Below are 11,770 nucleotides of genomic sequence, written 5' to 3' on the forward strand. Positions count from 1 at the left end.
TTGGCCGCCGGCTCAGGCCGCGTGGGCGCAGCCGCAGCCGGGGCCATCGGCGCTGATATCGGCATGCACGGTGCCGCCATGGTCATGACCGTCGGCGTCCACCTGCACCGCCATCGGCTGCAGGCCCAGGCGTGCGAACAAGGCCATGTCGCGCTCGCTCTCCGGGTTGCCGGTGGTCAGCAGCTTGTCGCCATAGAAGATGGAGTTGGCGCCGGCGAGGAAGCACAGCGCCTGCAGCTCGTCACTCATCGCCTCGCGGCCGGCCGACAGCCGCACCATCGAATGCGGCATGGCGATGCGGGCCACGGCGATCATGCGCACGAACTCGAACGGGTCCAGCTCGGCACTGCCATGCAGCGGCGTGCCGGCCACCTGCACCAGCTTGTTGATCGGCACCGAATCGGGATGCGCCGGCAAGGTGGCCAGCGCCAGCAGCAGGCCGACCCGCTGCGCGCGTGTTTCACCCATGCCAACGATGCCGCCGCAGCAGGTCTTCAACCCCGCATCGCGCACATGGCCCAGCGTATCCAGGCGATCCTGGTACTGCCGGGTGTGGATGATCGACTCGTAGTAGTCCGGCGCGGTATCGAGGTTGTGGTTGTAGTAGTCCAGGCCGGCGTCCTTCAACGCGCGCGCCTGCTCGCCACTGAGCATGCCCAGCGTGGCGCAGGTTTCCAGGCCCAGCGCTTTCACCCCGGCGATCATTGCTGCCACCTTGGGGATGTCGCGGTCCTTCGGCGAACGCCACGCTGCACCCATGCAGAAACGCGAGGCACCGGCCGCTTTGGCTTGGCGGGCCTTGGCCAGCACCGCATCGGTGTCCATCAGCTTCTGTGCGTTGACCCCGGTGCTGTAGCGCTGCGCCTGCGGGCAGTACGCGCAGTCTTCCGGGCAGCCACCGGTCTTCACCGACAACAGCGTGGAGACCTGCACCTGGGCCGGGTCGAAATGCTCGCGGTGGACGGCGGCGGCGCGGAACAGCAGTTCCGGGAAGGGCAGGTCGAACAGCGCCTGCAGTTCGTCGTGGTGCCAGTCGTGGCGGATGGCGGTTGCCATGGCGGGACCTTGGAAGGGCTGGAGCGAGGGCGCAGTCTGGGTGGGGTTGGGAACGCTGTCAACTATTAATATAAAATAGTGGTTTACAGGAAGTCGTCGCCCGCGTCAGTTGCAGCGGTGCTAAGTTCGCCGCTACGCATGGAATGTGAGAATCGGCATGGACACGCACAAGAACGCCGCAACCCTTCGCAACGCTGTGCTGTGCAGCCTGGCTGATCTGCCCGATGGAGGCTTGCGCGTGGTAATGGATGACCTGCGGAAATCGGACACCGCCGGTATGTGGCAGCACCGCACGTTCGTTACGTTCAAGGACTATCCACCAGGCATGCTTGCCGACCCGGTAGGCCTGTCCGAAGCGGAGTTGGCAGACTTTGGCTTCTTCGTGCTGGTCCGCCTGCTGGCTGTAAATGGCCGGCTGGCTGACACTGACGACGCGCCGGACTGCGATGCGCACCTCACCAACGAACAGCGGCACCGCATCGCAGCGCTGACCGAGGAGGACGTCGCGCGGATCGATCAGCAGCTGCTTTCCCACTGTGACGGTCAGTTCCGCAAAGTCGCCTATATCGTGGGCACGGCGATGTCGTTGGATCCCGAACGTCCGCCGGGAATTCCAGAGGTGTTCTACGCAGGGCGTGTGCGCAAGCTGGTCGAGCGTGGCGCGCTGCAGGCTGCCGGCGACCTGTCGCGCATGCGCTACAGCGAAGTGCGCCGGGTCAGCTCTGCTTGAAGACGGTTCTCTGCCCGATCGCGCTGGACTTTCGAACGTCGGACCGGCCCAACCCGGGAATCAGGAAATCGGCAGGGCTGCGGCCATGCTTGGTCTTCTCGGCAAGCCAGCGCGGCATCCGGCCGCGGCCCGACCACGTATTGCGCTTGTTGTCCGGGTCGCGGTACTTGGCCGCCACCTTGCCCGCCTTGCGCCGTGTGGCAGGTTTGCGGACCGGTGCAGCGGCCTCGGCGGGCGCGGCCCCGATCAGCTCTTCAATCGTGTAGCCGCACTGCGCGGCGAAGGCGATCAGCTTGCGACGGACAACGGCCACGGGGCGGCGGCTGGCAACCAGCGCCCTCCGCTGCTCGGCAGCAGTCACAAGGGCGTTCAGTTCGCGCAGGCTCAGGTGTTCGACGTCGATTGTCATGCCGCGAAGGGTCCGGACATCCCGGCAGCCTGTCAAGCAGCGGACGGGTATCTCAGCCTGGGCAACCAGTCCCCCAGCCGGGCTGCCACCAGGCATCTGGCCACCAGTGTGGGTAGGCCCAGGGCGTCCAGCATGCTGCTGACGCTGTGGGGTATGTTGTTGAAAGGCGGCGGACCCAGCCGCTACCTTGTCGAGTACTTTTACTTTATCGATGCCGCTGAGCGTGGAACGAGACCAGACCGGAAACATGCCCACAACTGACCGAAAGCTCCTGGTGCTCGATCTCGATGAAACGCTGGTTCATGCCAGTGCGCGTCAGTTGCACCGTCCTGCTGACACTCAAGTGGTGGGCTATCACGTCTACAAGCGGCCCTACGTTGACGACTTCCTGGATTTCGCATTCGCGCACTTCAACGTAGGGGTGTGGACATCTTCCGGCAGTCTGTATGCCGAGCCACTGGTGGCATGGTTGATGCCAGGGCGCACGCTGGAGTTCCTGTGGTCGTCCCAGCGTTGCAGTACTGCGCGTGATTGGGAGACCGGTGGCTACACCAGCCAGAAGCGCCTGGCCAAACTGAAACGTCTAGGCTTTGCGCTGGAGCAGATGATCGGCATTGACGACACTCCCAGCAAGTACGCCAAGAACTACGGAAATCTGATACAGGTGCGGGAGTTCACTGGTGATGGTTGCGACGATGAATTGCTTCATCTTTCTCGATATCTGGATGTACTGCGCGCGCAGCCCAACATCCGGACCGTGGAGAAGCGCCGTTGGCGAGAGCGCATGATGGAGTGAATCGGCAGGATCATTGATTCACCCGCTTCCAGTGTCGTTTGCGGAAGTGTCACGCTGCGCACACCACCGCACTCCTGTGCGCGGTGCCCGCAGCGGGCCCCCTTTCTGGTTTCACCAACGTCTCTGCGCTTTCGTATGAAGCGGACGACCAGCAATGTTGAAGGGACGAGTGGGCGGGTTCTTCGCCGATTCAATGGTGCTGGCCGACGTTCCTTCCAGTACGATTCCGCGAACGTTCGCAAGCGCAAGGATGCCTTCGATGTCGACCGCTCAGCACTCTCGAATGATCAACGCTGCAGCCAGAACGGTGCTGCGCCCTCTGGGCTGCGTGCAGAAGGGACGCTCCAGAATCTGGATCGACGACCAGGTATGGTGGATCGGCGTGGTTGAATTCCAGCCCTCTTCGGGACGGAAGGGAAGCTATCTGAATGTTGGAGCGTGCTGGCTCTGGCATGAGAAGGACTTCCTTTCATTCGACGCCGGGCACAGAGTGGGAACCTTCCACGAATTCATCGACGAGGAGCAGTTCTCGGCGGAGGCCACGCTGCTGGCCAGGCGTGCAGCGCAGGAAGTCCTTGCGCTGCGCGATCGCTTCCCCTCGATCGCCCACGCGCTGGCGTGGACTACTGCCAATGCATCGCCCGCGCTATGGAACACGTACCACTCGGCGGTGTTGGCGGGGTTGGCGGGTGAGGTCGAACGCAGTGGGTTGCTGTTTACAGAAGTGATCGCCGATCCAAATGACGTGCCATGGGCCGTTGAGCTGAAGCAGAGGGTTGTCGGGCTGCTGCATTGCCTGGAGTCAGGGGCTGGCTTTGAACAGGAGATCGCGGCCACGGTCGGGCGAACGCGTATCGCGCTGGGACTGCCTGCCTGCCAGCGTGCAGCCAACGGGATCGAGTTTTGAGGGGAATTCACGGTGGTCGATCCGCTGCGTGCGGCTGACCCCCGGTGAGCCCAAGCCAGCCACGTCCAGCCTTGGGCTGCCGCCGCCAGGAGCAGGACAAGCCCATGCGTGGTTGCACCGTCCTGAAGGTATTGGCCATCCTGGCGTGGGCGAGTGCTGACCGGGGAGCTGGGGGGCTCCCCATCGTCATATCGCCCTGATCAGGAACAAGCGGAAGTCTGTTCCTTCTGACCCGGCTGGGATGCTGCACGCCATGCCCATCCTTGCAAGATTCCGTTCCCAGAATGCGTGCGCCACATGATCCTTGCGGAATGTGGCCAGCAGCCATTCTCCCGCCGTTGGCCGCACAAGCTCTGCGACCACTGCGGACGCGATGCCTTTGCCCCGATGCCTTGGAAGGATGAACAGATCGGCCAACTCTGGCAGGCGCCGCCCCTGGAAGTCGACTTCATCCACCTGGACGAATCCACACAGCTGGCCATCGAGCCAGAGCAGACGGGTCCACTCCGGCTCTTCCTGCAGGCGGGCCCGGACATCGGCAAGTGTGCAGTCGTAGAGACCATCGGCAAGGATCTCCTCACCACTCCAGGCAGAGGCTTCGAAGTAGTACAGCTGCATCAATCTGAAGACCACATCTGCGTCCTGCGCAGTTGCTTTGACCAGCGTCAGTCCGTCCATGCAGTAGAGGTCCATCCAGGGCAACCGCGCCCATCCTGATGATAGCTGGCGCAGGATCGGCCAGTAGTGGTTCTGCAGTTCCGGCCGTACGTGGATGGAAGCGCGCGGTAGCAGGTGCGATGCAGGTCTACGGCCTGGCAAGGTGCAGCCCCCATCGGCCAACGCTCCCTGTACTGACATGCAGGCAGCCCCTTTACCGATGGGCAGCCTGCGCTTGCAGGGCGATGCTGCGGCATGCGCTTCCCACTGCCTTCTGCCCTTGGTGAACCGTTGCAGGCCGCCTTTCGCCTGTTGCTGCCCCTGCGCTGCCTGGTCTGCAGCGAGCGCGGCCACGACACCCTCGACCTCTGCGTCGCCTGTCTCGCCGACCTACCGTGGGCGGGTCGCGCCTGCCTTCGCTGCGCGCTGCCGCTACCGGAGGAAGCCCTGCCCATCTGCGGCACCTGCCGTGACGAGCCGCCGCCGCAGACCGCTACCCACGCCAGCCTGCTGTACGTGCCGCCGATCGATCAACTGCTGGTCCGCTACAAATTCCACCAGGACCTGGCTGCCGGACGCCTGCTTGCGCAGTTGATGCTGCGCAATCCGCCGCCATGGTCGTGCCCACCGCTGGTACCGGTGCCGCTGCATCCCAAACGCCTGCGCCAGCGCGGCTATGATCAGGCAGCCGAGCTGTGTCGGCTGCTGCGGACGCCGAGGTGGCGCGGGCTGTACCGTCGCCGTCATACCGCGCCGCAGTCCGAACGCAGCGCCGAGCAGCGCCGCGACAACCTGTTCGACGCCTTCGATGTGCGCGGTGCCGTCCCCGCGCGGCTGACCATCGTCGACGACGTGATGACCACCGGCAGCACCGTGCTGGAAGTCGCCGAGACGCTGCGGCTGGTGGGGGCTGAAGATGTGCGGGCATGGGTCTGTGCGCGGGTGCCGTGATCGCGCCTTTCATTCCGTAGGTCTAGGATGTTCGCGAACCCGGATCGAAGGAGTGGTCATGAATTCCCCTCTGTCTCCCTTGTTGTCGGCCGTTGGACGCAGCTGGTGGATCCTGCTGCTGTACGGTCTGGTCGCGCTGGGCTTCGGCATCATCGCGATCGGCTGGCCGATGTCAGCGGCTATCGCGCTGGCGTGGACGCTGGGCGTGATGGCGATCGTGGAAGGCGTCATCAGCCTGCTGGCGCTGATTACCGGTGGTAGTGGCGCCTCGCGTGGCTGGCTGCTGCTGTATGTGGTCGCCTCGCTGGGCTTCGGTATCCTGGCGGTGATCAATCCGCTGGCCACCGCCAGCGTGCTGGTGCTGTTCCTGGCGGCATGGCTGCTGGTGGCAGGCATCTATCGCATCGTCTTCGCCATCCGCGTGCGCAGGCAGATCCAGGGTGAGTGGTTGCTGATTCTCAGCGGCGTGCTGGCCATCGTGCTGGGCCTGCTGTTCGCGGCCAATCCGTATGCCGGCGTGGCGGTAACCACGTTGTGGATCGGCATAGGCAGCCTGCTGTACGGCGTGCTGCAGGTGCTGGTGGCGTTCAAGCTGAGGAAGCTGCGCTGATGCGGGCCTGGAACAGATGGGCGCTGCTCGGCGGCGGCCTCGCGGTGTTGCTGCTGGCGGGCTGCAACCGGGTGCTTCCGGCGGAGACCCGGCATCCGCCGCGGGAGGGGGTGCAGGTGCAGATGCGTGAGGTCGATCCCGATGGTCGCGCTACCCTGCAGTGGCAAGGGCGCAGCATCGCCGTGAAAGCGCCGCCGATGCTCACCAGTGCCGATATCGTCGACGTGCGAGCGGCGTTGGACGCCGCGCACCAGCCCGTACTGGAACTGACGTTCCGCAAGGAGTCCGCCGGCCGGTTGCTGCACGCGACCGAGGCCCTGGTGGGCAAGCAGGTGGCGCTTACCGTCGATGACCACGTGCTGTCCGTGGCCACCATAGCGGGCCCTTTTGGCGAGTCCATGCAGGTGGCCGGTACCAACATGAGCGTGGCCGAAGTGCACGACATGGCGCGCTACATCGTGCACGGCGGCCCTGCGCCGCCACAGCAGCGCTGAATCAGCGCTGCTTTCCTGCAAACCCGGCTTCGATCTCTTCCAGCGAGCGCCCCTTGGTTTCCGGCAGCCAGAATGCGGCCACCAGGAAGAACACGAACGTGCAGCCCGCCCAGAACAGGAACATGCTGGCGTAGCCGTAGTGTCCCACCGTCGGCAGGAAGATGGCGGCAATGGTGGTGGACACGAACTGGTTGACCAGCAGCGCGATGCTCATGCCGTTGGAGCGGATGCGGTTGGGCATCAGCTCGGACAGCGCCAGCCACACGCACACGCCTGGGCCAACTGCGAAGAACGCCACGAATACCAGGATGCAGGCAGCGACGGCCCAGCCATGCGCGGGCGGCGGAATCGGGCCGATACGGGCTTGCTCGATGCGCAGCGGTGCCTGCGCGGCACTGGCCGGGTCGGCGAACGGATTGAGGTGCAACGTGCGGAAGAACGCGCCGATGACGCTGTCCGGCTGCACGGTGCCGGCGCGCTCGATGCGCAGCTCGCGGTCGGTCAGGTTGTCGCTGCGCAGCGCGCGCACGTTGGTGAAGTCGCCATAGGCGTAGGACACGGTCAGCTGCAGTGGCCGGCCTTCGCGGTCGACGCCACCGGCAAGCCGCTGCCACTGCGCGTCATCCAGTACCAGTTGCAGACCATCGCCACTCACTGCGGCCTGCAGGTGCGGCTGCACGTCGGCGCGGCCCCGTTCGGCCTGGAAGAACAGCGTTGCTGCGGCCAGCAGGGCCACGCAGATGCCACCGCTGCCCAGCATCAGCAGGAACTTGCGACCCTTGCGGTCGACCAGCAGCAGCGCGGCGACGGTCATCACCGCGTTGAGCAGTTTGATCGCCACGTCGGCGCCGTTGGCCACCGAGCCGGACAGGCCTGCCTGGTTGAGGATGTTGACCGCATAGGCCAGCACCGAGTTGATGCCGGTGGCCTGGGTGCAGGCCAGCACCACGCAGGCCAACACGAACGGCACCACGTAGCGGCGGCTGAGCAGCGGGTCACGCTTGCCGCTGCTGCTGCTCGATTCCGGAGCCTGGATCTGCGCCAGGGTGGGCTCGACGTCGGCAGCGGGCAGCACGCGCTGCAGGCTGCGGCGCGCATCATCGATGCGGCCACGACGCACCAGCCAGCGCGGTGATTCGGACAGCCAGAAGATGCCAGCGCAGAACAGCAGGCCCGGTGCCAGGCAGGTCCAGAAGATGGTTCGCCAAGCGTGGTCCTTCACCGTGAACAGCTCCTGCGCCTGCTGCGCGACCGGCAGCGAGCGCACCGACTCTGCGGCAGCGTCCACGGCATGGGCGTGGTACAGGCCGATCAACGCGGCCAGCACCAGGCCGACGGTCAGCAGCAGCTGGAACATCGCCGCGCCGCGGCCGCGTCGTTCCGGGCTGAGCACTTCGGCCAGGTACAGGGGAATGACCACGCCGATCAGGCCGCCGCTGACACCCTGCAGCAGGCGCCCCAGCAGCAGCGGGGTGTAACCCGAGGCCAGTGCCATGATCGGGATGCTGGCGGTGAACAGCACGCCGGCCAGCAGCATCGCGCCACGGCGGCCGATGAGGTCGGCGATCATGCCGGCGAACAGCGAGGACAGCACGCTGCCCAGCAGCACCGCGGCGACGACGAAACCGAGCTGCTGGCTGCTGAGCTGCCAGGCGTGGCTGGCAGTCGCTTCGAGGTAGGGCAGGGCACCGGCGATGATGCCGATGTCGATGCCGTACAGCAGGCCACCGAGGCCGCCGATGAAGAGCAGGTAACGTACGGGCCAGCGCGGGGCGGTGGAAGCGGGTACGGCAGGTGCAGTGGCTGCGGTCATCGGCTCGTTCCTGGACTGACGGGATGGTGCGTGGCTGATGCAATGCGCTTGCGCGCCTTGTGTGCGGCATCCGGGCCGCATGGCGCGTGTCAGTCCAGATCGATCAATCGACCGCCTACCACCACTTTCTGCAGGCGCAGTTCCGCATCCAGCACCACCAGGTCGGCGCGGGCGTCGGGCGCAATGCGGCCGCGATCGCTCAAGCCCAGGTAATCGGCCGGGAAGGTGGACACGCGCTGCGATGCGTCAGCCAGATCCAGACCCACCTGCACCAGGTTGCGCAGCGCCTGGTCCATGGTCAGCGCGCTGCCGGCCAGCGAGCCGGTGGCCAGGCGCACGCAGCCGCCGCACTTGTGTACGCGCTGCTCGCCCAGTGCGTACTCACCATCGGGCATGCCGGTGGCGGCCGTCGCGTCGGTTACCGCATACAGGCGCGGAATCGCGCGTGCGGCCAGACGGATCACGCCGGGATGGATGTGCTGCAGGTCGGGAATGATCTCGGCGTACTGCGCATGCGCCAGGGCAGCGGCGGCGATGCCCGGCCGGTAGTGGTCGACGCCGGTCATGCCGTTGAACAGATGGGTGAAACCGGAAGCGCCGGCCTGCAATGCGGCCACGCCTTCCTCGTAGGTGCCTGCACTGTGGCCGAGCTGCACGCGGATGCCGAGTGCGGACAGCGCGGGGATCAGTGCGGTGTGCTCGCCGATCTCCGGCGCCAGCGTCATCACCCGGATCGGTGCCAGCGCGTGCAGCTGCCGCACCAGCGCCATCGTCGCCTCGATCGTACGATTGGGTTGTGCGCCCAGCCGCTGCGGGCTGATGAAGGGGCCTTCCAGGTGCACACCGGCGATGCAGGCGGCATCGGCATCGGGCGCTGCCATCGTTGCCGCAACGCCCTGCAGCGCGTATTCGATCTCGTCCAGGCCAGCGGTCATGGTGGTCGCCAGCAGCGTGGTGGTACCAAAGCGCGCATGGGTGCGGGCGATGCTGCGGGCCACGTCGCCGCCCTGCATCAGGTCGACGCCGGCCGCGCCATGCACGTGCAGGTCGATGAAGCCGGGCAGGATCACCGGCAGTTGCGGGTCATCGCCGCCGCTGTGGTCATCTACCTGCAGCTGGCGCACGTGTGAATCGAACTGGACCTGGCCGCGACGCCAGCCCAACGGGGTGAGGATGCGGCCGTGCAGGGAGCGGGTGTCGGTCATGCGGGGGGCTCGGCGATGATCACTTCGATGCCCAGCCGCTGCAGCCCCTCGCGGGTCGCGTCGTCGATGCCGGCGTCGGTGATGATGGCGTGGATCTGATCGAGGCGGGCGATGCGGTGCAGGCTGACGCGTCCGAATTTGGAGGCGTCGGTGAGCACCACGATGCGCCGCGCGCGTTCGACCATGCGGTGGTTGAGGCGGGCTTCGGCTTCGTCGTGGGTGGTCAGGCCGAACTGCAGGTCCAGGCCATCCACGCCCAGGAACAGCGTGTCGAAGCTGTAAGAGTTGAGGCTGGCTTCAGCCTGGCTGCCCTGCAGCGACAGCGATTGCTGGCGCAGCAGTCCGCCGGTCAGCAGCACGGTGATGCCGGCGGCGTTGGCCAGTTCCCAGGCGATGTTCAGGCCGTTGGTCATCACCGTCACATCGCGGTGTTCGCGCAGATGGCGGGCCAGGGTCATCGTGGTGGAGCCGGAGTCGATGATGATGTTGTCACCGGCCTGCACCAGGCGCGCGGCCGCCGTGCCGATGGAGTCCTTCAGCGGCAGGTTCAGCGCATCCTTTTCGTGGATGTCCTGTTCCTGCGGCGGTGTACGCACCAGGGTGGCACCGCCGTGGGTACGCGTGGCCAGCCCCTGCGATTCGAAGTGGGTCAGGTCGGCACGGATGGTCACCGCCGACACGCCGAAGCGCTCGACCAGATCGGCCACCTGCACCGAGCCGTGCTCGATCAGCAGCTGCAGGATCTGTTGCCGGCGGGAGCGGGTGTTGCGCATGGCCATTCTCGGTTTCGCAGGGAAAGGTAGAGATTAGCCGTTCGCAAGATCGGCGGCAGCCGGACTTGCGTTGTGCTTGCGGGTTCCAGCCTGGTTGGCGCTGCAGGCGCGGGCGTATTCGCCCAGGCAGAGGCCGATGCGATGCTGCACCAGGGCGGTAGGCGTATTGGCCAGGGTGCCCTCGCGCACGGCGCGGTACTGCTCCGGCAGGTACTGGCTGAGCAGCACCAGCGGCGGCGCGTGCTGTTCCAGGTTGGCAAACAGGGTGTGCACGGCCTGCACCAGCGCCGGCTCGCCCCAGTAGTAGCGGCAGCGGTCGCTGAAGGAATAGCTGCGCAGCAGGCGCAGGGTCGCTTCGTCGCCCTGGTAGTACGACTGCCAGGACTTCGGCTGCGCCACCATCACCTCGTCCAGCACCTGCGGCAGGCGCGAGCACTGCGCGGCCGGCAGCAGCTCGGCTTCGATGGCAGAGAGTGCGAACAGCGCTTCGCGATAGGCGAAGGTCGCCGCGGGGCCGACCTTGAGGATGGCGAAATGGTCGCGCACCAGCGCATGCAGGCCGCTTTCGCGCTGGTAGTCGGTCGAATGCGCTTCGAACACAATGCGCGGCTGCTGTTCGAGGAAGTCGGCCAGTTCGCTGGCGGCGGCCGCGTCGTACTCGTGCACGCTGCTGTGGTCGAAGTCCACGCCCGGCTGCACCACCATGGCCAGCACACGCTGCCATGCATCGCGCAGCAGCGGGGTATCGAAGGCCTGCCGATGGATGGCCAGGGTCTGCGCAGCGGCGGCCGGGGTGGTCACCTGCAGGCCACCGGCCAGCGAGGCTTCGCCACCGGGAATCGGCACTTCGGTACCGATGACATAGACCGGCGGCGGCAGGCCGTGCTCGGCGGCGGTGCGCTCGGCGATCTCGGCCAGCTCGGCCGAACGTGCAGCAACGATGGCATCGGGCAGCGGCACCGGGTCATCGGCGCAGGACATGCTGCAGTCCAGGTGGATCTTGTGGAAACCCGCGGCGACGTAGGCCTCGATCAGCACGCGCGCATGGGTCATCGCTTCGGCGGCCGGGCGCTTCTGCCAGGCGTTCGGGCCAAGGTGGTCACCGCCGAGGATCAAGCGCTCGCGCGGGAAGCCTTCCTCATCGGCCAGGGTACCGACGTAGTCGCGGTACTGCGGCGGGGTCATGCCGGTGTAGCCGCCGAACTGGTCGACCTGGTTGGAGGTGGCTTCGATCAGCAGCACGGTATCGTGCGCCAACGCCACGTGCATGGCCGCGCGCAGCACCTGTTCGTTGCTGCAGCAGACGCTGTACAGGCCGACGTTGTGGCCGGCGCGGTGGGAGGCAAGCAGGGTCTGCAACGGGGACATG

Annotated in this window: 13 protein-coding genes; 6 read left to right on the forward strand and 7 right to left on the reverse strand. The window is 66.2% G+C overall.

Going from position 1 to position 11,770, the window contains the following annotated elements:
* Window positions 1–12 precede the first annotated feature (12 nt).
* Window positions 13–1,056, reverse strand: coding sequence for a biotin synthase BioB (gene bioB / locus BW38_RS06975; RefSeq protein ID WP_032976864.1), 1,044 nt, complete (start codon window positions 1,054–1,056; stop codon window positions 13–15).
* 157 nt (window positions 1,057–1,213) lie between these two features.
* Here bioB and BW38_RS06970 point away from each other — a divergent pair, with 157 nt between their 5' ends.
* Window positions 1,214–1,786, forward strand: a complete 573-nt coding sequence (locus tag BW38_RS06970; RefSeq protein ID WP_032976865.1) for a DUF3658 domain-containing protein — start codon at window positions 1,214–1,216, stop codon at window positions 1,784–1,786.
* Here the strand turns inward: BW38_RS06970 and BW38_RS06965 are convergent.
* Entirely contained in the window at window positions 1,773–2,195 is a 423-nt protein-coding gene (locus tag BW38_RS06965) for an H-NS histone family protein (RefSeq protein WP_032976866.1), read from the reverse strand. The genes BW38_RS06970 and BW38_RS06965 overlap by 14 nt on opposite strands.
* 274 nt (window positions 2,196–2,469) lie before the next feature.
* Between BW38_RS06965 and BW38_RS06960 the strand changes: the two genes are divergently transcribed.
* Window positions 2,470–2,991 (forward strand): HAD family hydrolase, encoded by a 522-nt coding sequence (locus BW38_RS06960; RefSeq protein WP_157804433.1) that lies wholly within the window; start codon window positions 2,470–2,472, stop codon window positions 2,989–2,991.
* Window positions 2,992–3,250: 259 nt separating this feature from the next.
* Window positions 3,251–3,898, forward strand: coding sequence for a DUF4304 domain-containing protein (locus BW38_RS06955; RefSeq protein WP_235189966.1), 648 nt, complete (start codon window positions 3,251–3,253; stop codon window positions 3,896–3,898).
* Between the two features lie 186 nt (window positions 3,899–4,084).
* On the opposite strand, the gene BW38_RS06950 is transcribed toward BW38_RS06955, so the two are convergent.
* On the reverse strand, window positions 4,085–4,576 hold the full coding sequence (locus tag BW38_RS06950; protein ID WP_161763245.1) for a GNAT family N-acetyltransferase: 492 nt from the start codon (window positions 4,574–4,576) through the stop codon (window positions 4,085–4,087).
* Between the two features lie 234 nt (window positions 4,577–4,810).
* On the opposite strand from BW38_RS06950, the gene BW38_RS06945 reads away from it, so the two are divergent.
* From BW38_RS06945 to BW38_RS06935, 3 genes are read left to right on the forward strand one after another with little or no spacing between them, the layout of a single operon-like run.
* Window positions 4,811–5,506, forward strand: coding sequence for a ComF family protein (locus BW38_RS06945; RefSeq protein ID WP_032976869.1), 696 nt, complete (start codon window positions 4,811–4,813; stop codon window positions 5,504–5,506).
* A 58-nt stretch (window positions 5,507–5,564) separates the two neighbouring features.
* Window positions 5,565–6,116 carry an HdeD family acid-resistance protein gene (locus tag BW38_RS06940; protein WP_025877483.1) on the forward strand — a complete coding sequence of 184 codons (552 nt, stop codon included), beginning with the start codon at window positions 5,565–5,567 and terminating at the stop codon, window positions 6,114–6,116.
* A complete protein-coding gene (locus BW38_RS06935; RefSeq protein WP_025877482.1) occupies window positions 6,116–6,610 on the forward strand; it encodes a hypothetical protein in 495 nt (164 codons plus the stop codon). Before BW38_RS06940 ends, BW38_RS06935 begins: the two co-directional genes overlap by 1 nt.
* A gap of 1 nt (window position 6,611) precedes the next feature.
* On the opposite strand, the gene BW38_RS06930 is transcribed toward BW38_RS06935, so the two are convergent.
* From BW38_RS06930 to BW38_RS06915, 4 genes are all read right to left on the reverse strand, one after another.
* The gene (locus BW38_RS06930) at window positions 6,612–8,423 is read right to left on the reverse strand and encodes an MFS transporter (protein ID WP_032976870.1); all 1,812 of its coding nucleotides are present in this window, start codon (window positions 8,421–8,423) and stop codon (window positions 6,612–6,614) included.
* A gap of 89 nt (window positions 8,424–8,512) precedes the next feature.
* On the reverse strand, window positions 8,513–9,628 hold the full coding sequence (locus tag BW38_RS06925; protein ID WP_032976871.1) for an amidohydrolase family protein: 1,116 nt from the start codon (window positions 9,626–9,628) through the stop codon (window positions 8,513–8,515).
* Window positions 9,625–10,401 carry a DeoR family transcriptional regulator gene (locus BW38_RS06920; protein WP_032976943.1) on the reverse strand — a complete coding sequence of 259 codons (777 nt, stop codon included), beginning with the start codon at window positions 10,399–10,401 and terminating at the stop codon, window positions 9,625–9,627. The genes BW38_RS06925 and BW38_RS06920 overlap by 4 nt, the downstream gene beginning before the upstream one ends.
* A 33-nt stretch (window positions 10,402–10,434) precedes the next feature.
* Entirely contained in the window at window positions 10,435–11,769 is a 1,335-nt protein-coding gene (locus tag BW38_RS06915; RefSeq protein ID WP_032976872.1) for a D-tagatose-bisphosphate aldolase, class II, non-catalytic subunit, read from the reverse strand.
* Window position 11,770: the final 1 nt, after the last annotated feature.

Origin of the sequence: Stenotrophomonas sp. RIT309 (assembly GCF_000632045.1) — a bacterium.
Taxonomy (GTDB): domain Bacteria; phylum Pseudomonadota; class Gammaproteobacteria; order Xanthomonadales; family Xanthomonadaceae; genus Stenotrophomonas; species Stenotrophomonas indicatrix.

Coding starts and splice junctions, on each gene's coding strand:
- bioB (WP_032976864.1), bottom strand. CDS start 1,056: ATGGCAACCGCCATCCGCCACGACTGGCACCACGACGAACTGCAGGCG.
- BW38_RS06970 (WP_032976865.1), top strand. CDS start 1,214: ATGGACACGCACAAGAACGCCGCAACCCTTCGCAACGCTGTGCTGTGC.
- BW38_RS06965 (WP_032976866.1), bottom strand. CDS start 2,195: ATGACAATCGACGTCGAACACCTGAGCCTGCGCGAACTGAACGCCCTT.
- BW38_RS06955 (WP_235189966.1), top strand. CDS start 3,251: ATGTCGACCGCTCAGCACTCTCGAATGATCAACGCTGCAGCCAGAACG.
- BW38_RS06950 (WP_161763245.1), bottom strand. CDS start 4,576: ATGGACGGACTGACGCTGGTCAAAGCAACTGCGCAGGACGCAGATGTG.
- BW38_RS06945 (WP_032976869.1), top strand. CDS start 4,811: ATGCGCTTCCCACTGCCTTCTGCCCTTGGTGAACCGTTGCAGGCCGCC.
- BW38_RS06940 (WP_025877483.1), top strand. CDS start 5,565: ATGAATTCCCCTCTGTCTCCCTTGTTGTCGGCCGTTGGACGCAGCTGG.
- BW38_RS06935 (WP_025877482.1), top strand. CDS start 6,116: ATGCGGGCCTGGAACAGATGGGCGCTGCTCGGCGGCGGCCTCGCGGTG.
- BW38_RS06930 (WP_032976870.1), bottom strand. CDS start 8,423: ATGACCGCAGCCACTGCACCTGCCGTACCCGCTTCCACCGCCCCGCGC.
- BW38_RS06925 (WP_032976871.1), bottom strand. CDS start 9,628: ATGACCGACACCCGCTCCCTGCACGGCCGCATCCTCACCCCGTTGGGC.
- BW38_RS06920 (WP_032976943.1), bottom strand. CDS start 10,401: ATGCGCAACACCCGCTCCCGCCGGCAACAGATCCTGCAGCTGCTGATC.
- BW38_RS06915 (WP_032976872.1), bottom strand. CDS start 11,769: ATGTCCCCGTTGCAGACCCTGCTTGCCTCCCACCGCGCCGGCCACAAC.